The sequence below is a fragment of the Candidatus Acidiferrales bacterium genome (assembly GCA_036514995.1).
Classification (GTDB): domain Bacteria; phylum Acidobacteriota; class Terriglobia; order Acidiferrales; family DATBWB01; genus DATBWB01.
Map to the genome: position 1 here is coordinate 19,168 of DATBWB010000062.1, position 17,535 is coordinate 36,702.

Annotated in this window: 16 protein-coding genes; 10 read left to right on the top strand and 6 right to left on the bottom strand. The window is 59.4% G+C overall.

The genetic code is table 11. The annotated features are described in order from the left end of the window. Positions 1–5: 5 nt before the first annotated feature. On the bottom strand, positions 6–785 hold the full coding sequence (locus VIH17_04435; GenBank protein ID HEY4682481.1) for a DUF169 domain-containing protein: 780 nt from the start codon (positions 783–785) through the stop codon (positions 6–8). 101 nt (positions 786–886) lie between these two features. Here VIH17_04435 and VIH17_04440 point away from each other — a divergent pair, with 101 nt between their 5' ends. Together VIH17_04440 and VIH17_04445 are read left to right on the top strand one after the other, a co-directional pair. Then, positions 887–1,675 carry a LytTR family DNA-binding domain-containing protein gene (locus VIH17_04440; GenBank protein ID HEY4682482.1) on the top strand — a complete coding sequence of 263 codons (789 nt, stop codon included), beginning with the start codon at positions 887–889 and terminating at the stop codon, positions 1,673–1,675. A 98-nt stretch (positions 1,676–1,773) separates the two neighbouring features. Beyond that, positions 1,774–2,709, top strand: coding sequence for a hypothetical protein (locus VIH17_04445; GenBank protein HEY4682483.1), 936 nt, complete (start codon positions 1,774–1,776; stop codon positions 2,707–2,709). Between the two features lie 734 nt (positions 2,710–3,443). Here the strand turns inward: VIH17_04445 and cobA are convergent. Genes cobA through ccsA form a run of 4 tightly spaced genes read right to left on the bottom strand, consistent with a single transcriptional unit; the run spans position 3,444 to position 8,152 of the window. Next, positions 3,444–5,066, bottom strand: a complete 1,623-nt coding sequence (gene cobA, locus VIH17_04450; protein HEY4682484.1) for a uroporphyrinogen-III C-methyltransferase — start codon at positions 5,064–5,066, stop codon at positions 3,444–3,446. Positions 5,067–5,073: 7 nt separating this feature from the next. After that, positions 5,074–6,027, bottom strand: coding sequence for a hydroxymethylbilane synthase (hemC, locus tag VIH17_04455; protein HEY4682485.1), 954 nt, complete (start codon positions 6,025–6,027; stop codon positions 5,074–5,076). A 4-nt stretch (positions 6,028–6,031) separates the two neighbouring features. Next, positions 6,032–7,297, bottom strand: a complete 1,266-nt coding sequence (gene hemA, locus VIH17_04460) for a glutamyl-tRNA reductase (GenBank protein HEY4682486.1) — start codon at positions 7,295–7,297, stop codon at positions 6,032–6,034. 33 nt (positions 7,298–7,330) lie between these two features. Continuing rightward, positions 7,331–8,152, bottom strand: coding sequence for a cytochrome c biogenesis protein CcsA (gene ccsA / locus VIH17_04465; protein ID HEY4682487.1), 822 nt, complete (start codon positions 8,150–8,152; stop codon positions 7,331–7,333). Positions 8,153–8,416: 264 nt separating this feature from the next. Here ccsA and VIH17_04470 point away from each other — a divergent pair, with 264 nt between their 5' ends. The 6 genes from VIH17_04470 (at position 8,417) to VIH17_04495 (ending at position 13,940) form a co-directional block, all read left to right on the top strand. Further along, positions 8,417–9,577, top strand: coding sequence for an acyl-CoA dehydrogenase family protein (locus VIH17_04470; GenBank protein ID HEY4682488.1), 1,161 nt, complete (start codon positions 8,417–8,419; stop codon positions 9,575–9,577). Positions 9,578–9,583: 6 nt separating this feature from the next. Further along, the gene (trpS, locus tag VIH17_04475) at positions 9,584–10,849 is read left to right on the top strand and encodes a tryptophan--tRNA ligase (protein HEY4682489.1); all 1,266 of its coding nucleotides are present in this window, start codon (positions 9,584–9,586) and stop codon (positions 10,847–10,849) included. Positions 10,850–10,854: 5 nt separating this feature from the next. Next, positions 10,855–11,640 carry a segregation/condensation protein A gene (locus tag VIH17_04480; protein HEY4682490.1) on the top strand — a complete coding sequence of 262 codons (786 nt, stop codon included), beginning with the start codon at positions 10,855–10,857 and terminating at the stop codon, positions 11,638–11,640. 5 nt (positions 11,641–11,645) lie between these two features. Then, positions 11,646–12,293 carry an SMC-Scp complex subunit ScpB gene (gene scpB, locus VIH17_04485; GenBank protein ID HEY4682491.1) on the top strand — a complete coding sequence of 216 codons (648 nt, stop codon included), beginning with the start codon at positions 11,646–11,648 and terminating at the stop codon, positions 12,291–12,293. 88 nt (positions 12,294–12,381) lie between these two features. Further along, complete coding sequence (hisC, locus tag VIH17_04490; protein ID HEY4682492.1) at positions 12,382–13,488, top strand: histidinol-phosphate transaminase; 1,107 nt, start codon at positions 12,382–12,384, stop codon at positions 13,486–13,488. A gap of 35 nt (positions 13,489–13,523) precedes the next feature. Continuing rightward, on the top strand, positions 13,524–13,940 hold the full coding sequence (locus VIH17_04495) for a CoA-binding protein (GenBank protein HEY4682493.1): 417 nt from the start codon (positions 13,524–13,526) through the stop codon (positions 13,938–13,940). A 206-nt stretch (positions 13,941–14,146) separates the two neighbouring features. On the opposite strand, the gene VIH17_04500 is transcribed toward VIH17_04495, so the two are convergent. Then, on the bottom strand, positions 14,147–15,079 hold the full coding sequence (locus VIH17_04500; GenBank protein ID HEY4682494.1) for a PHP-associated domain-containing protein: 933 nt from the start codon (positions 15,077–15,079) through the stop codon (positions 14,147–14,149). 134 nt (positions 15,080–15,213) lie between these two features. Here VIH17_04500 and VIH17_04505 point away from each other — a divergent pair, with 134 nt between their 5' ends. Both VIH17_04505 and mpl read left to right on the top strand, forming a co-directional pair. Then, on the top strand, positions 15,214–16,098 hold the full coding sequence (locus VIH17_04505; GenBank protein HEY4682495.1) for an LD-carboxypeptidase: 885 nt from the start codon (positions 15,214–15,216) through the stop codon (positions 16,096–16,098). A gap of 3 nt (positions 16,099–16,101) precedes the next feature. After that, positions 16,102–17,520 carry a UDP-N-acetylmuramate:L-alanyl-gamma-D-glutamyl-meso-diaminopimelate ligase gene (gene mpl / locus VIH17_04510; protein HEY4682496.1) on the top strand — a complete coding sequence of 473 codons (1,419 nt, stop codon included), beginning with the start codon at positions 16,102–16,104 and terminating at the stop codon, positions 17,518–17,520. The last annotated feature ends 15 nt before the right edge of the window (positions 17,521–17,535 follow it).

Here is a 17,535-nt window from a genome sequence, read left to right on the forward strand (position 1 = left end):
GAGGATTATTTCTTTTCCTCCGCCCACAACCGCGCCAGCTCGTTATACTTCTCCGGATACTGCGGGCTGTAACGCAAGAAGGTCGGAATCGGGTAGCGAATGCCGCCGGCGTAGGTACCTTTGAGGCCATCCACCAATTCTTCCATCTTCGATGCCGGCAAGGAGAAAGCCATTTCCCAATCCTCGGTGTGAGCGAACACGCGGTCGCCATAGCAGGGCAAGATCACCTGGTAGTCCTGGCTTTCGATCGTGCGAATGATCTCATCGGAGCAATCGAGGCGACCGGTGAAGGAAGAGGTGAGGGCGCCTCCGCGCTTCCACAGCGCCGCCGTGACAAGCCGCAACACCTGCGCCGAATTGCCGTACATGAGCAGAACATCGGGCGAATAGTCGGCTCGAGCGGCCGGCCCAACCAGGATGCGGTCGTATTTGCCGTGAGGAAATTTGTGCGTTGCGGCTTCCGTTTTCGCGCCGGCCGCTTTCGTTTCCGTGTACATGCCGCAGGCACAGTTGCCCTCGGAGTAGTAAGGAAGCTCTTTCTCAAAGCCAAATGCGGTTTTGGTGAGCACGCAATTCACGTCCTCGCGCCCGACAGCCAGCGTCCAACCGTACCGCCGCGCCATGCTGACCGCCTGGCACACGGCGATTTCAATGTTCAGGTCGCGCTTGGGCTGCTTGACTTTTGCCGGCGGAACTTCGCCCGGCGCGAGCATGCGAATGGCCAGCGGAAATGTGGCGGGCCGAAGGAAAGAATCAACGTGTTGCGCGAACTCTCTTGCCTCCATTCACCACCTCTCGGCTACTATAGCATATCGTCTGGCGCTGTCAGGTTGACCGTGGCGGCAGCGGTGTCTATACTTTTGGGCGTCGTCGGGGGGGTGCCGGGTTGGCGAGCGACCAAGAGATGCAGATTTCTGCCCTCATCGTTGATGATGAGAAGCCGGCTCGAGACGAGCTGGCCTTCCTGCTGAAAGCTTTTCCAGAAATCAATCTGATCGCGCAGGGCCGGAACGGCGTGGAGGCGGTTCAGCTTATCAAGGAACACGACCCGGACCTGGTTTTCCTGGACGTGCAGATGCCGGGACTCGATGGTTTTGGGGTGATCAAGAAGCTTGTGGACAGACATCTTCGTGTGCCCTACATCGTTTTCGCCACGGCGTACGATCATTACGCGGTGCATGCCTTTGAAGTGAACGCGGTGGACTATCTCCTCAAACCTTTCGACAAGCTTCGGGTGGGCAAAGCGGTGGCGCGGGCACGAAAGCTCCTGGAAGCGCGATCGTCGCCGGCCGAGCGCATTGAGTCGCTCATCCATCAGCTTGAGCGGAAGCCCGGCAAGAGGGTCAAGCTGCTCCTCAAAAGCGCTCAACGGCTGTTCCTGATTGACGCGGAAGAGATGATCTATTCCTCCATCGAGGACGGTCTCATTACGATTGTGACGCGAGAGTTGGAAGGCCAATCGAACTTCCGGACGATCGAAGAGTTGCAAGGCAGCCTCGACGCGAGCGTTTTCTGGCGCGCGCATCGCTCTTATCTGGTCAACATCAACCGGATCAAAGAGGTTGTGCCCTGGTTCAAGTCCTCCTACCAACTGCGCATGGACGACAAGAAACAAACCGAGATTCCGGTCAGCCGCGCCCAGACAAAACGCCTGCGCGAACTGCTCAAGCTGTAATTCGAAAACCGAAAGTCGAAAAGCGAAAATCGAAAAGTGGGAACGAGCTGACGCAGTTTCCACGAGACCGATTGTTCATTTGCTTAGTGGGGTGAAAGATGCGTGGGAAAGGTTGGATCATTGCCGTCTTCGTATTGCTGGTGCCAGTGGTTGCCGGTTATTTGCATCTTCGCCGGAGCCCTCCGCCAGCGGCCCCGGCGGCGAAAGCTGGCCCCGCCCTGGGGGAAGCGGAGTGGTTGAGGGTGGCGAGCGACGAATCTTTTGACGAGCGCTGGGCGGAAGCGCCGCTCTGGGACGATGGTCTGGCGGAAGTAGCCACTTACGCCGCCCGCCGCGTCCAGTACGGAAAGCCGCGCTCCTATGATGCGGTGCTCATTCTCGTCAAGGAAGAATTCACCGAGAAGCTGTACGTCAAAGCTGATCCGCCTTATGAGGGGAAGCCGCTTCTGCCGGTTCTGAAGCTCAACCAGATCCATGCCTATCCCACCGAAAATTATCCTTACCATTTTCTGACGAGTGTGTTCGTCCGGCGCGACCGCGCCCAACAAATGGTAAAGCTGACTGTGGGCAGCCAGGAATGGTGTGGGAATACGTTCAAGGAAGTTCGCGCCTGGGGGCCGAAAGCGGAAATAGAATTCCATTCCTACTTCGACGGCCAGGGCGATGGCGCCCAGCCACTCGATTTGCTGGCCGGTGATTTGCTCGAGGACCAATTGCCGGTGAGCCTGCGCGCGCTTAGCTTCCGCGAAGGTCTGAAGATCAGGACACGCCTTCTGCCCTCGCTTATCACTAACCGGGCGTCTCCGCTGGGATTTCAGGATGCCGAGATTGAGGTGGCGGGAACAGAAGCCGTGGCGACCCCGGCGGGAAAAATCATGTCGTGGAAAGTGATCGTACGCGTGCCCGATGGCCAGTCAGTTTACTGGATCGAGCGGGCTCCTCCGAACGCTCTGGTCAAGTTTGTCGCCTGGGACGGGCGCGGTTGGCTCCTCAAGTCCCGCGAGCGCCGAGCCTACTGGCAAAGACCCGGCTAGTGCATTGGTGGCGGCGCCGGTTGCCGTTCGTTGGCAACCTGCCGTCCTTCTTCCATCCAAACTCGAACTGCCGCAGGGCGCGAGGATCAGCCGCGGCCTGCGCTACCTTGTCCTTTGTCGGCTAGGGTTTGCGATGGCCAGCGCCGGAGTGAGCGGAGGCCTTGCCTGAGTTTCTCGTTGTTCTTGCCGCCGAAGCGCCTGCCGAACGCGCTGGTCTGGACGCTGACGTCCGGCCTGTCGCGCTGGCGTGGACGACGACAGAACTTGTGCCGGATTTCTTGGCCTGTCCGGGAGGTTCCGCTCCACCGCGCCAGCCGGTCTTCTTGCCCTGGCTCCAACCGGGTGGCGTTGAGCGTGGAGCGGCTGCCTTCTTACCCGGCATTGAAACGACGACACTCACCGAAGTGGATTTGCCTCTTTGCCCGGGACCGCCCGGATCCTTCTTGTTTCCGGGTCCCTTTGCAAACAGAAATGTGCCTGCTGACAAAGCAAAAAGCACTGTTAGCGCGGCGATGGCCCATGGACGCATGTTTTACTCCCCCCGCTGGGCATTGCGATTCTGCCTTGCGCAGCGAGCCAAGTGCAATGGTACTGGAGTACTTGTTCAGATTGTTGGGCTAGGTTTGCGGTTGTCAGCGCAGGTTGCCGGCTCTGCCAACCGGCGGTAGTTTCCGGGCAAGAAAATCGAAATCCGAGGGACCGCAGGCCGCGAAAACACCGCCACCCGCGCACCCTCAACTATGCTGGCGACTAAAGTATTCCTGGATCGCCTCCACCAGCGCAGGAATCGTGTAGTAATTTGCCTGGATGGCCGGACGGCAACCGAAGCGGCGAATGTTGCGGCTGGTGATGGGGCCGATGGAGGCAATTTTCACGCCGGCGAGAATCTTCTTGAGTGACCTCACGTCCAAAAGGGCAGCAAAATTCTCGACGGTCGATGAGCTTGTGAAAGTAATCATGTCCGGCCGTGAGTGAGAAAAGATTTCATGTGCCAGCTTTTTGTTTTCTCTCGGAATGACGGCGCGGTAGGCTTCGACGACATCTACCGTCGCGCCGAGCCGGCCGAGCTCCCTGGGAACCACATCCCGGGCGACGCGCGCTCGGGGCAATAGAATCTTTTTGCCGCGAAGATCATATCTTTTGAGCGCCTGAACGATACCTTCGGCGCGATACTCGTTGGGGACGATATCGGCTCGCAGGTGATATCCGGCCAGTTCCTTGGCCGTGGCGGGTCCGATGGCGCAGAGACGGGCGGAACCCATGGCTCGCACATCCTTTTGCGCCGCCGCAATCCGCTCAAAAAATTTTCGCACCCCGTTCGCGCTCGTAAAGAGAACCCAGTCGTATTGATCAAGCCGGCGGATGGCGCGGTCGAGGTCCCGCCAACTGCGGGGACGGGCGATGGCGATCGTCGGCAGTTCGATGACCTGAGCACCAAGTTCTTCCAGAGCGCGACGAAGCGCGCTTGCTTGGTGGCGGGCGCGGGTGATGACGATGCGCCGGCCGAAAAGCGCTTTCTTCTCGAACCAGCCGAGCTTCTCGCGCAGCGCGACGACGTCGCCCACCACGGTCAAGGCCGGGGGCTCGAGGCCTGCTTCTTCGACGCGAGCGGCGATGTCGGTCAGCGTCCCGGTAACCACCTGCTGGTCCGGCCGCGTCCCCCATCGGATCACCGCCACTGGCGTGCGCGACGGCCGGCCGTGAGTGATTAGCTTGCTGGCGATGACGGGAAGATTTCGCAGGCCCATAAAGAACACAAGCGTGTCTACCCCGGTGGCGAGCTCGGCCCAGTGGAGCGAAGACACCGCTCCGCCCAAGTCGGCCTGGGGTGAACGCTCACCGTCAACGGATGCGCCCCGCCGCGCGTCCACAACCAAGCCTCGGGCGCCTTTCTCGGGGTCTTCGTGTCCGGTGATAAAAGCAACGGAGGACGCAACGGCGCGATGCGTTACCGGGATGCCAGCGTAGGCAGGAGCGGCATAGCCGGAACTGACTCCCGGGATGATCTCAAAGGGAACCGCCGCCGCAGCCAGCGCCTCAGCCTCCTCGCCGCCACGACCAAAAATGAAGGGATCGCCGCCCTTGAGCCGGACGACAATCTTGCCGCGCTTTGCCTCGTTTGCGAGCAGACGATTGATCCTGTCCTGCGAAAGGGCATGCGCGCCAGCCTGTTTGCCCGCGTAAATGCGCTTCGCTTTTGGGGGAGCCAGAGCGAGCAGCTCTGGATTGGCAAGGTGGTCGAAGACAACAACGCCGGCGCGTTCGAGGATTTCGCGGGCACGCAGGGTCAGCAGCCCGGGATCGCCCGGCCCAGCGCCGACGAGATAGACCTTTCCGACGGAAGACTGCTTGGGCATGAGGTCGCTATCCGGCACCCGGTGGCGCAAGGGCTGAGTGCGAGTAAATCTCCGCCAAAATTTTGCCGGCGCCGCGCTCGAGAAGCTCCTCCGCCAGATGTTGGCCGATCTCCTCAGCGCTGCCCACCGGGCCAGACCTTGTCCCGCGCACCACGCAAGCCCCGTCCGGCGACGCGACCAGGGCAACCAGTCGCAAGGTATCGCTCTGGATGGCAGCGTTGGCGGCAATCGGCACCTGGCAACCGCCACCGAGCCTTCGGAGAAGGGAACGCTCGGCGAGCGTTGCCAGACGCGTCGAGAGGTGATCGAGGCAAGCAATGAACTGCCCTGTCCGCGTGTCTTGGTGGCGGATTTCGATGGCCAGCGCACCCTGGCCAACTGCCGGGATCATGCGCTCGGGGGAAAAGAACTCGGTGACGCGCGATTCAAGCCCCAGCCGCTTCAATCCCGCCGCGGCCAGCACGATGGCCTCGAACTGTCCTTCATCCAATTTCCGCAGGCGCGTGTCGAGATTGCCACGCAAGGGCCTAATTTCCAGGTCCGGGCGAAGAAGGCGCAACTGGCATGTCCGCCGAAGGCTGCTGGTGCCGACCCTGCCGCCCGGCAAATCCTTCAGCGTGGCGCCGGAACGAGAAATCCACGCATCGCGTGGATCTTCGCGCTCACTCACGGCGGCGATCACGAGCCCGGCGGGCAATTCGGTGGGCACATCTTTCATACTGTGTACAGCCAGGTCCACGCGATGGGCGAGGAGGGCCTCTTCAATTTCCTTGGTGAAGAGCGCTTTGCTGCCGCCCATCTGACCAAGAGGAACGTCGGTGATTTTGTCACCCGTCGTTTGGATCACCGCGATGCGGGCAGAGATGCTGTGTTGCTCTTCGAGCCTCGCCCTGGCCCAACCGGCTTGCCAGAGGGCGAGAGCACTGCCGCGGGAGCCGATCACAAGAGTATCGGGAGACAAAGCGTTAATCCTTCAGGTTAAAAACCTTTTTCACAAATTCGACCAGCCGCAACCCATCCGGCTGCCTGGCGACTGATTTCAGTTGCTGGATGGGCGAATGCAAAATCTTGTTGACCATGCTGCGAGTCACAAAATCCACCGCCTGCTCCTGTTCGGGGGTGAGTGGACCGAGCTTGGACCGGGCGCGTTCCAGCTCCTCGGCGCGCACTTCCTCCAGCCGCTGCTGCAAGGAAACAATCGTCGGCACCACGTCCAGAGCTTTGAGCCGGTGGATCAGCTTTTCCGCTTCTCGACTGACGATCTCTTCCGCAATCTGGGCCTCGCGGGCTCGCTCTTTCCGGTTTGCCTCGACGACCTGCTCGAGGTCGTCAATGTCGTAAAGGAAGATGTTGTCGAGCTGATTGATTTCGGGGTCGATGTCGCGCGGCACGGCAATGTCCACGAAAAACATGGGCCGATTCTTGCGCCGAGCGAGGAACTTCTGAGCGTCGGATTTCCGAATGATGTGGTGCGGGGCGCCTGTCGAGCTGATGATGATATCGGATTGCTCGATGTAGTCGGGCAGGTTTTCAAAGCGAATGGCCTTGCCGCCGAAGATCTGCGCCAGCTCGTGCGCCCGCTCGTGCGTCCGGTTGGCAACAAAAACGGTGGAAGCCCCCGAGCTGAGCAAATGCTTGGCCGCCAACTCGCTCATCTTGCCAGCGCCAATGACCAGAACCGTTTTGCCTTCCAATCGGCCAAAAATCTTCTTGGCCAGTTCGACGGCCGCGTAGCTGATGGAGACAGCCGCCGTACCGATCGCGGTTTCCGTGCGAACTCGCTTGGCGACGTGAAAAGCCCCGGTCAAAAGCTCCTCGAGCAAGGCGCCGACCGTTCCCGCTGTCTTGGCCATGGTAAAGGCGGCTTTGACCTGGCCGAGGATCTGCGGTTCGCCGAGAACCATCGAATCCAGGCTCGCGGCCACGCGGAAAATGTGGCGGATGGCGTCACGCTGCCGGTGCCGGTAGAGATGCTGTTCGAGATTGATCAGGGGAAAAGAGCGGTTTTCGGAGAGAAATCGCGCCAGGGCCGCGGCGACATCGCAGCCGTCTGCACCACTGGCCAGAAGCTCCACCCGATTGCAGGTGGAAAAGATGATCGCTTCCGTGATCCCATCCAAGGCACGCACTTGCTCGAGAGCCGACGGTAGTTCCTTTTCGGAAAAGCAAAGCTGTTCCCGAATTTCTACCGGAGCAGTCCGATGATTGAGACCCACGAGAGCGAGGTTCATCGTTGATTCCGCTCCCCGACCTGTCGGGCAAGCCTATCGCGGGGGAATGAACGAATGATGAGCACTCAAATAGTTACCCGCCCAGCTTGCCAGCGCCGCGACCAAGCCCACCATGGCAAAGTACGCTGCCTTGCGGCCGCGCCAACCGGCGGCTACCCGCGAATAAACCAGCATGACGTAGATGAACCAGAGAAGGAATGAGAGCAACACCTTGGCGTCTCGCATCCAGCTCGGACCCCATGTGGAAGAGGCGCCGAGCGCGCCGAGAATGATCGCCACGGTCAAGAACGGGAAGCCGACGGCCAGGGTCCGCGAAGCGATCCGGTCAATATCCTCAAGCGGCGGCAGCCGATAGTAGAACGTTCGCGGACGGTGGCGCTTTAGCTCGCGTTCCTGGATCAGATACATGATGCCAGCAAGAAAACTGATAACGAGAGCGGTGTAACCCACCAGGGCAAACGAGATATGAACAGGGACCCAAGTGGCGCGCAAGAGCGGGGAAGCGATGGGCCCGAGTGCCGGCTGGCTGGTGGCGGCGGCCAGCGTCATCACGAATACGATGGGGAAGACAAGAACGCTGAGCGAGTTGACGCCCGTCAGGGCATAGACGAGCAGAAACCCGGCAGTGATGATGAACGCGAACAGGGAAGTGGCCTCGGCGACCGTCGTCACCGGCCACCGATGGGTCAGGAAAGCGTGCTCGACGAGCGAAACCAGATGAAACACAAAGCCCAGCGAGAAAGCAAGCAAAGCCACGCGGAAAATGACTTGTCTTCGAGTGACGACGGTAATGATGGAGTGAACCAAACCCAGGGAATAGAGAAATAACGCGACCCAGAGCCAGAAGGAACTCAATTTCGCTCTCCTGCGCGGCGCAACAAACGAAAAGTATAGCATCGGGCTCCACTCTCAACAAGTTAGGCGCAAGGTGTGGGCTTGCGAAGATGCGCGATTTTCTTCGCACAGCACTGTTAGCGGCCACCCGGCGGGATCAGGGGAAGACGCCAAATGCCTGTTGCAGGTTGAACAACATTTCCATCCATTTCCACCAAGTGGCCTTTGCAAGGACCTTGTGCTAATATTCGCCGTTGACGTAAGCGTGCGTTCATCACTGATTACATGGATTTTTCTCTCACCGAAGATCAAAAACTGGTGCGCGATACTGTGCGCCAGTTCATGGAAACCGAGCTTCGCCCTCTCCTTCGACAACTGGAACGTGACGAACAATTTCCTGCCGAGCAGATTCGCAAGCTTGGCGAAATGGGATTTCTCGGCATGCTCGTTCCGGAAGAGTACGGCGGGAGCGGGAGCGATTCGCTGAGCTACGCCATTGCGCTGGAGGAGATGGCGCGCGTTTGCGCGACAACGGCGGTTACGGTGAGCGTGAACACCTCGGTTGTGTGCATGCCGATCTTTCGCCATGGCACGGAAGCGCAGAAGAAGAAATACCTGGTGCCCTGCGCCCGGGGCGAGATGCTGGGCGCCTTCTGCTTGACCGAACCGCAGGCCGGCTCCGATTCAGCGGGTATTCAAACTCGCGCGGAGCGGCGCGGGGATGACTACTTCCTGAACGGAACAAAGAGCTGGGTAACGAACGGCGGGGTGAGCGGCGTTTATCTCATCATGGCGGTTAGCGGACCCGGCCAAGGCGCTCGCGGCGTCAGCGCTTTTCTGGTGGAGCCTAACTTTCCCGGTTTCCGCATCGCCCGGTACGAAGACAAAATGGGCTTGCGCATGTCTCACTCGGCTGAAATTCTTCTGGCTGATTGCCAGGTTCCGGTTGAAAATCGTCTTGGTGACGAAGGCCAGGGACTGAAGATCGCGCTGGAGGCGCTCGATGGAGGCCGCGTAGGAATCGCGGCGCAGTGCGTGGGCATCGCTCAAGGAGCGTTTGAAGAAGCGGTGAAACATGCCCGCCAGCGAAAAGCGTTCGGCAAAAACATTGCCGAGTTCCAGGCGATTCAATGGATGCTGGCGGACATGGAGACGGAAATTCAGGCGGCGCGCATGCTGACCTACCAGGCGGCCCACGTGCGCGACCTCGGCGGGGGGCGACTCGGGGCTTACGCTTCGCGAGCAAAGCTTTATGCTTCCGAGATGGCGAACCGTGTCGCGGCCAAGGCTGTACAGATTCTGGGTAGTTCCGGATATTCGCGTGATTCAGACGTGGAACGAATGTACCGCGATGCCCGCGTCACCACGATTTACGAAGGCACCAGCGAAGTGCAGCGGATGATCATTGCCCGCGACCTTCTGGCTGCGAGCGGGAGCGGGGTCTAGCCAATCATGGCTCGCAAAAAGCGAGTGTTGAGTGGAATGCGCCCGACGGGGAAATTGCACCTCGGCAACCTTGTTGGGGCGCTGGAGAATTGGGTCAAGCTGCAGGACCAGTATGAATGCTACTACTTCATTGCCGACTGGCATGCGCTGACGACGGATTACGACGACACGTCGGAGGTAGCCCAGAACCGCCTTGAGGTGGCCACGGACTGGTTGGCAGCAGGCCTTGACCCGGCGCGCTCCGTACTCTTTGTACAGTCAGAAGTGCCCGAACATGCCGAGCTGCACCTGCTCCTTTCCATGGTGACCCCGCTTAGCTGGCTCGAGCGAGTGCCGACTTACAAAGAGCAGATCGAACAGATGAAGGAGAAAGATCTCGGGATGTACGGGTTTTTGGGCTACCCGCTGCTGCAAGCGGCTGACATCGTGATCTACGGGGCGAATTATGTGCCCGTCGGAGAAGATCAAGTTCCTCATGTTGAGCTCGCCCGGGAAATTGTGCGGCGTTTCAACGGCTTCTTCCCGGTGGTCACCGAAGGGGCGTGGCGGGCGGGAAAGCGCAGACAACTGCTTCGTATCGTGGAACTGGCAAATGCCGGGCAGGCTTTGAACCTTCGCGCCCTCGGCAAGGCAGAGATCAGCGGCGAAGATCGCACGATGATTCGCTCGGAAATTGTCAAATGGTTTCGCGGATTTGAGCCGGGCCATTGGCAGGAAGTCTTTCAACGGGAGAAGATTGATGGGCGAATGTTTTCGGTGTTGGTGGAGCCGGAAGCCTTGCTTACCCGGTCGCCACGGCTGCCCGGAACCGATGGCCGAAAAATGAGCAAGAGTTATAACAACGCGATCTTCATCGGCGAAGACGAGGGCTCCATTCGGGAAAAGATACGGACCATGGTGACGGACCCGGCGCGGGTTCGTCGCACCGACCCGGGCAATCCGGATGTTTGCCCGGTGTTCTATGGATTTCACAAGCTCTATTCGCCGCCCGACACGATTGCGCAAATCGACCGCGAGTGCCGTTCGGCCGCTATCGGTTGTATCGATTGCAAGAAAATAATGGCGGACAATTTGCTCAGAAATTTGGAGCCGATCCGCGAGCGGCGGAGCAACTACGAGCAGCGGCCCGACGATGTCCGGGCCATTCTGGTCGAGGGCTCCAAGCGAGCACGACGAGTGGCGAGAAAGACGATGGAGCATGTCCGGGAGGCCATGAAGCTGGTCTTTCGCCAGGAGCCAGCAAGAAAGTCATCCGTTGCTCCCGGGGATTGAGGCACGTGGGAACACCGTCAGCCTACAAAGTGCAGCTTCCGATCTATGAGGGTCCGCTCGATCTTTTGCTCGACCTTATCCGCCAGCAGGAAATCGACATCTACGACATTCCGATAGCGAAGATTACCGCGCAGTATCTCGACTACCTGCACCGGCTCGAGCAACTGAACATAGACATCGCCGGCGAGTTTGTCCTGACGGCAGCCACGCTCATCTACATCAAGTCCAGAATGTTGCTGCCGCCCGACCCGCTGGCGGGTCCGGAGGGGCAGATCGACCCACGGACGGAGCTCGTGCACCGGCTGCTGGAGCATGAGAAATTCAAGCAGGCGGCCCAGATGCTCCACCAAAAACAGCAGATCGAGGCGCACGTCTGGTCCAAGCCGGATCTGTCTCTATATGAGGTTGAAGAGGAGCAGGGCGAGATTGCGGTGTCGCTCTTTGACCTGGTGCGGGTGTTCCGAGAAGTATTGGAACGGGTCAAAGAGCCGCCGACGCTGGGTATAGCGGGAGAGCAGGTCACGGTCACGCAGATGATCGAAGCGCTGCGGCGGCGGTTGTTGGCTGCCACAGAGCCGGTTTCGCTGACCCAGTTTTTTTCATCCTGCCGGAGCCGCCAGGGGATGATTGTGGCCTTTTTGGCGGTGTTGGAGCTGGTGCGGCTGCAAGCGGTCGTGTTGACGCAGCCGAAAAGTTTTAGCGACATCTTTCTACGCAAGCATCGGATGTTTGACAGGGTCTTCAGCGAAGAGGGGCGGCTCATGCCGTCCATTGAACAGTCCTACCAGTAGGCGCTATGACGCGAGAAGAGATGAAGGCAATCCTGGAGGCGATTATCTATGTGACGGAGGACCCTGTCACGATCGACCAGATCGTAAGAGTCTTGCCCGAACAAGATCGCCGTGAAATTCGGGCGGCCATGGACGAGTTGATTGCGGCCAGCGCGGCGCCCGACCGAGGGATTGAAATCCGCGAGGTTGCCGGCGGATATCGCCTCTCGACCAAGCCGGAGCACCACGAGGTTCTGCGACAATTCATCAAGAGTCTGCAGGCGCCATTGCGCCTTTCGCTGCCAGCGCTGGAAACGCTCGCCGTCGTAGCTTACAAGCAACCGGTCACGCTCCCGGAAATCCAGGAAATCCGGGGGGTAAACACGAGCGGAGTGATCCATACGCTTCTTGAAAAGAAGCTGGTCACGACCGCTGGCCGCAAGCACTGCATCGGCCGGCCGATTTTGTATCGCACCTCCAGGGATTTCCTGGTTCGCTTTGGCCTCAAAGATGTGAGCGAGCTGCCGAGCCTCGAGGAATTTGAAGAGCTGGCGAAGAGCGCTTTGGGCAGCGAGGGACAGCCGCCTGAATCGCCAGCGGCGGTTGAGCCAACTGGTTCCATCGGGGAACAGGCCTCGACGGCAGCCGCAGGGCCGGCAGGAAAAACCGAGTAGGCGGCGGGAAACAGCTCGGGCAAAGCAAAAGATTTTGACCTAGCTCACTCTGAACAAAGGAGAGATGCAGTCATTCCGGCGCAATTCCATGAAGCGCACGCTCATTGATCTGATTCCTACTTACATCACCAAGCTGCGACCGTACGTGCCGGGGAAACCGGTAGAAGAAATCGAGCGCGAGCTGAAAGTCAAGGCCATCAAGCTGGCCTCGAACGAAAACCCGCTGGGCCCTTCGCCCAAAGCGGTGAATGCCATTATGCAATTTCTTCCTCTGGCGAATCGCTACCCGGACGGCAGCGGCTACTATCTGCGCGAAAAGCTGGCCGCCCGGCTGGGCGTATCCATGGACGAAATCATTCTCGGCGCCGGCTCGACCGAATTGATTGAGCTGGTGGCGCGGACCTTTGTTGCGCGCGAGGATGAAGTGCTGACCTCGGACGGGTCGTTCGCCATGTACTACATTGCCGCACAGGAGGTGGGCGCGCAGTTGGTGCGCGTTCCACTCAAGAACTCAGCGTATGACCTGGAGGCAATCTCGGGGGGGATTGGGGAGCGCACCAAAGCCATTTTCCTGGCCAATCCGAACAATCCAACCGGCACCATGTTCACGGCAACGGAGTTTGACCGGTTCTTCCAGCGGGTGCCGGAGCACGTGGTCGTGGTGCTTGACGAGGCGTACTTCGACTACGTACAGCGTGCGGACTATTCGCGTTCGCTTGGCTACGTGCGAGAGGGCAGGAATCTGCTGGTCTTGCGCACGTTCTCGAAGGCCCACGGGCTGGCTGGTTTGCGGATTGGTTATGGCATTGGCCGGCCTGAGCTGCTCGGCTACCTGAATCGCATCCGCTCGCCATTCAACACCTCGGCCATTGCGCAGGCTGCCGCGCTCGCTGCGTTGGACGATGGGGATCACATTCGGCGGTCGGTGGAGTCGAACAACCGCGGACTGAAGTTTCTTGGCGACGGTCTGACGCGGATGGGCGTGAAGTTTGTCCCATCGGTTACGAATTTTGTCTTGGTGGACGTGGGGTGCGACGGGGACGAGGTCTTTGAACTTCTCAAGCGCAAAGGGGTCATCGTGCGCCCCATGGCGTTCATGGGTTTTCCCACTGCCATACGCGTCACGGTTGGCACCCAGGAGGAAAATGAAATATTCTTGAAGGCCTTCGAAAAAGTAAGATCCACCTTCGTGTGAATGCATACGCCTTTCCCTTCAAGATGGGTTAGAGGATGGACGATCGAATCGGAGAAATTCTCAAAAACAGCAAGGTCATCGCTGTCGTGGGCCTGTCCGCCAAAGCTTACCGGCCCAGCTTTGGCGTGAGCCGCTACATGCAATCGGTCGGCTACCGGATTATTCCGGTCAACCCGAACGAAAAGGAAGTTCTCGGCGAGAAATCCTATCATCGGTTGGAGGATGTTCCGATGAAAGTGGACATCGTGAACGTCTTCCGCCGCTCCGACGAGGTTCCGCCGGTTGTCGCTTCAGCGATAGCGATCGGCGCGAAGACGGTGTGGATGCAAGAGGGAGTCCTTCATGAAGAAGCAGGGGAGGCCGCTCGCAAAGCCGGCCTGAATGTCGTAATGGACCGTTGCATCCTGAAGGAGCATGTCAAGCGCTTTCGCCTGCTGGAACAAGGCCGCTGAAGAGCCCTCCCAGGATTCCCGCAGACACGAGATTTTGAGTGTCGTTAATTCAGTTGGAGAGCAGCGAGTGAACTTGCCTTGCCGGGGCCGAGTTCAGGCAACAACGCCCACCCCACGCTGCGGGAGGCCAGTTCCATCCGGCGTCCTGAAGCTTTGGCCCCGATATATTGGGGCAAGGCAATGGCGGCGGGATTTTGAGCACGCAGCTAGGTGGCCGGGGAAGTCCGCTCACCGGGATAGAGTCTGGAAAGAGCTTGGCGAAGATGAGCGAGGTGTTGCCTTTCACGGCGGGCGTGCTTGAGGGCGATGACATAGGGAATGAACAGAAAGGGCGAGCAGCCCAGGCTAAGGGCGATGTTCTTGAGGCGTTCCCAAAAGCCGAATTCTTTCCGATTGGTCAGCACGTTGGGGTAGTAGCGGAGAACGACTCCGTAAATGTCGAGAGCGATAGCGAGGTGGGTAGCGTGCCTGCCGCGCACGAAGGTCCGGCCGTTGCGGATATCGCCCAGAAACTCTTCCCTGGTGCGAGCAAAGCTAGCGGTATAGGTCGTGCCGATGCGGCGGAGGGTGTGCGCATCGCTCCCGGCAATACACGAAAATTTCTTTCCCTGTTGGCTCAAGAATTCGAGGACTTCGGTGACCATCTCGTTGTGCTCGGCCTGCATGGCGCCATTCTGAACCTCGACCACGCCGAACAGATGGGCCATGGTATGAAGATATTCGCCCAGGCGACGGTGGTGGCGAAAATCGTGGAAAAAATGGTTCAGGGCGAAAAGGATCTGATGCTGTCGTAAATAGGCGACCAGCTCGGAAGCGTTGCCGGCCAGGTGTTGAAGGTCGCTGTGGTGGGCCTCGGTGATTCCATAGACAGCGATATGGATGGAATCGCCGAATTCGGGGACAAACGTCGTAACCTCTTCGCCGATGACAAAGTCGGGTAGATTCCCCATCTCATCCAGGAGCTGCCGACAGCCATCAATCGAATCATGGTCGGTGATGGTAACCAGGTTCATCCCGCGCCGCCTGGCGGTGAGATAGACGTCGCGCGGGGGCGAATAGCAATCGCGGGCGCCGATGAGCCGCATGTGTTTGGCGCGTCCGGAGAAATAGCTGTGGCAATGGAGATCAGCTTTGAACATAGGCCAAGAGATTGTATTGTGGGACATAGCTGCTATACTCAAGCGCCGATTGGCAGTAGAGACGCACTCCCCAGCCTCTTTCTCTAACCCAGATGAGTGTCGCCGTCAAGCCTGCTGCGTTAAAGGTTAATGATTTGATCGGAATCGTCGCGCCGGCGAGCTCGGCGGAACCGGAGCTGGTCGAGCGCGGGGAGGGTGAGCTGCGCAAGCTTGGCTTCCGCACACAGCGGCGCGTTGACCTCCTCGCCCAAGATCTGTTTTTCGCCGGGCCGGTCGAACGCCGCAGCAAGGAAATCATGGAGATGTTTGCGAACTCGGCTGTTGGGGGAGTGCTTTGCGTGCGCGGTGGATACGGGGCCGGCTATTTGCCGCCGACGTTGAACCTGGAATTTCTCAGGCCACATCCGAAGGTATTCATGGGTTACAGTGACATCACGATGCTGCAACAATTTTTCCGGCGCGAGTTGAACTGGGTGGTGTTTCAAGGGCCTATGGTGGCAAGCGGATTTTCCGAGGGCGACCGGGGCTATAACCGGGCATCGTTCGAGCTGGCGGTCATGCAGAATCGCTCCGGATGGACGCTGCCCTGGGAGGGAGAAATGATTCGGCCGGGAGAGGCCCAGGGAATTCTGGAAGGTGGGTGCCTCTCCTTGCTGGCGGCCGGCATCGGAACGGCGTGCGAGATTGAAACGAGCGGGGCCATCCTGTTTATGGAAGACACGGGGGTGAAGCCCTACCAAGTTGACCGGATGCTCCTGCAGTTGCGGGCGGCGGGAAAATTTCGGGACGTGCGTGGCATCGTTTTCGGAAAGATGCCGGACTGCAATCCCCCCGGGCAAAAGTACAATCTGCTCGATGTCTTGCGAAGATTTTTCCACGATTTTTCCGTCCCGGTCGGGTTCGGCCTTCCCGCTGGCCATGTAGATGGGCCGCAACTCACCTTGCCCCTGGGGGTGCCGGCACGGCTCACGGTGACGGACGAAATGAAACTCGAAATCCTTGAGCCGGCGGTGCGCTGACCGATGGAGGCGGTCCGGCACATTCACCTCATCGGGATCTGCGGAGCAGCGATGGCATCGTTGGCGGGAATGCTCCGCGACCGGGGCTTCGAGGTCACCGGCTCTGACTCCGGGACCTATCCGCCCATGTCCGATTTTCTCGACCGGCTTCAAATTCACTACGCCACCGGGTTTTCACCAGAGAATTTGCGGCCCCGACCGGACCTCGTCGTGGTCGGCAATGCCATCTCGCGCGGGAACGTCGAGCTGGAATACGTGCTGGACGAACGGATTGCTTATCGTTCCTTGCCGCAGGTGGTGGCCGAGCACTTTCTTGCGGGGAAACAGTCGCTCGTCGTGGCCGGCACGCACGGCAAGACTACGACTGCCGCGCTGCTCGCCTGGATTTTTCAGGTTGGAGGCCGCAAACCGAATTTCTTGATCGGTGGCATCGGGGAAAATGTTGGTTCGAGCTACGGGCTGGGCGGAGGGCCCGATTTCATCATCGAGGGGGACGAGTACGACTCGGCCTATTTCGACAAGTCCGCCAAGTTCTTCCATTACCGACCGGATGGCGTGATTTTGACGTCGGTCGAATATGACCACGCCGACATCTATGCCGACCTGGATGCAGTCAAGCTCGCCTTCAAACGACTGGTGAACCTGGTACCGAGCCGGGGATGGATTGTTGCCTGGGGGGAGGGGGAAGCGGTGCGCGAGTGCACGGCCAAGGCATTTTGTCCGGTCATAGCGTATGGCCTGAAGAAGTCCAGTGGATCCCGGTGGGTGGTACAGGGGCTCAAGCATTCGCCCGGGGGCATGAGCTTCGACGCGGAGAACGATAAGGGTGGCCGCGTCCGGTGTGAGACATCGCTTTCAGGAGAATGCAACGCGCTGAACGTCCTGGCGGCTACGGCGGCTGGCGTCGAATCCGGAATAGAAAGGGAAGTGATCGAGGAGGCGGTTCGCACGTTTCGCAGCGTGCGCCGGCGGATGGAGGTGAAGGGTGAAGTGGCCGGAGTCACCGTCATAGATGATTTCGCCCATCATCCGACCGCCATTCGAGCGACACTCGAGGGGATCACGGCGAAGTATCCTGGCCGGCGGATTTGGGCGCTCTTCGAGCCTCGCTCGAACACGCTGCGCCGGAGGGTCTTCGAGTCTGTCTTGCCGGAAGCGCTCAGCCTCGCCGATTGTATTTTGATTGCGCCGGTGAATCGCCCCCACCTGCTGAGTGACGCGGAGCGCCTTTCGCCTGAGAGTGTGGCCGTAGCTCTGGTGAAGCAAGGTAAGACGGCGGCAGCCATGCCGGACGTGGAAACGATCGTTCGGCGTGTAGCAACCGAGGCTCGCCGCGGAGATGTTGTCGTAGCGCTTTCGAACGGAGGATTTGAAAATCTTCCTGATCGGATCCTGGAAAGGTTGCGCGAGCGAAAGGCCTGAAGGATACCCCCAGAC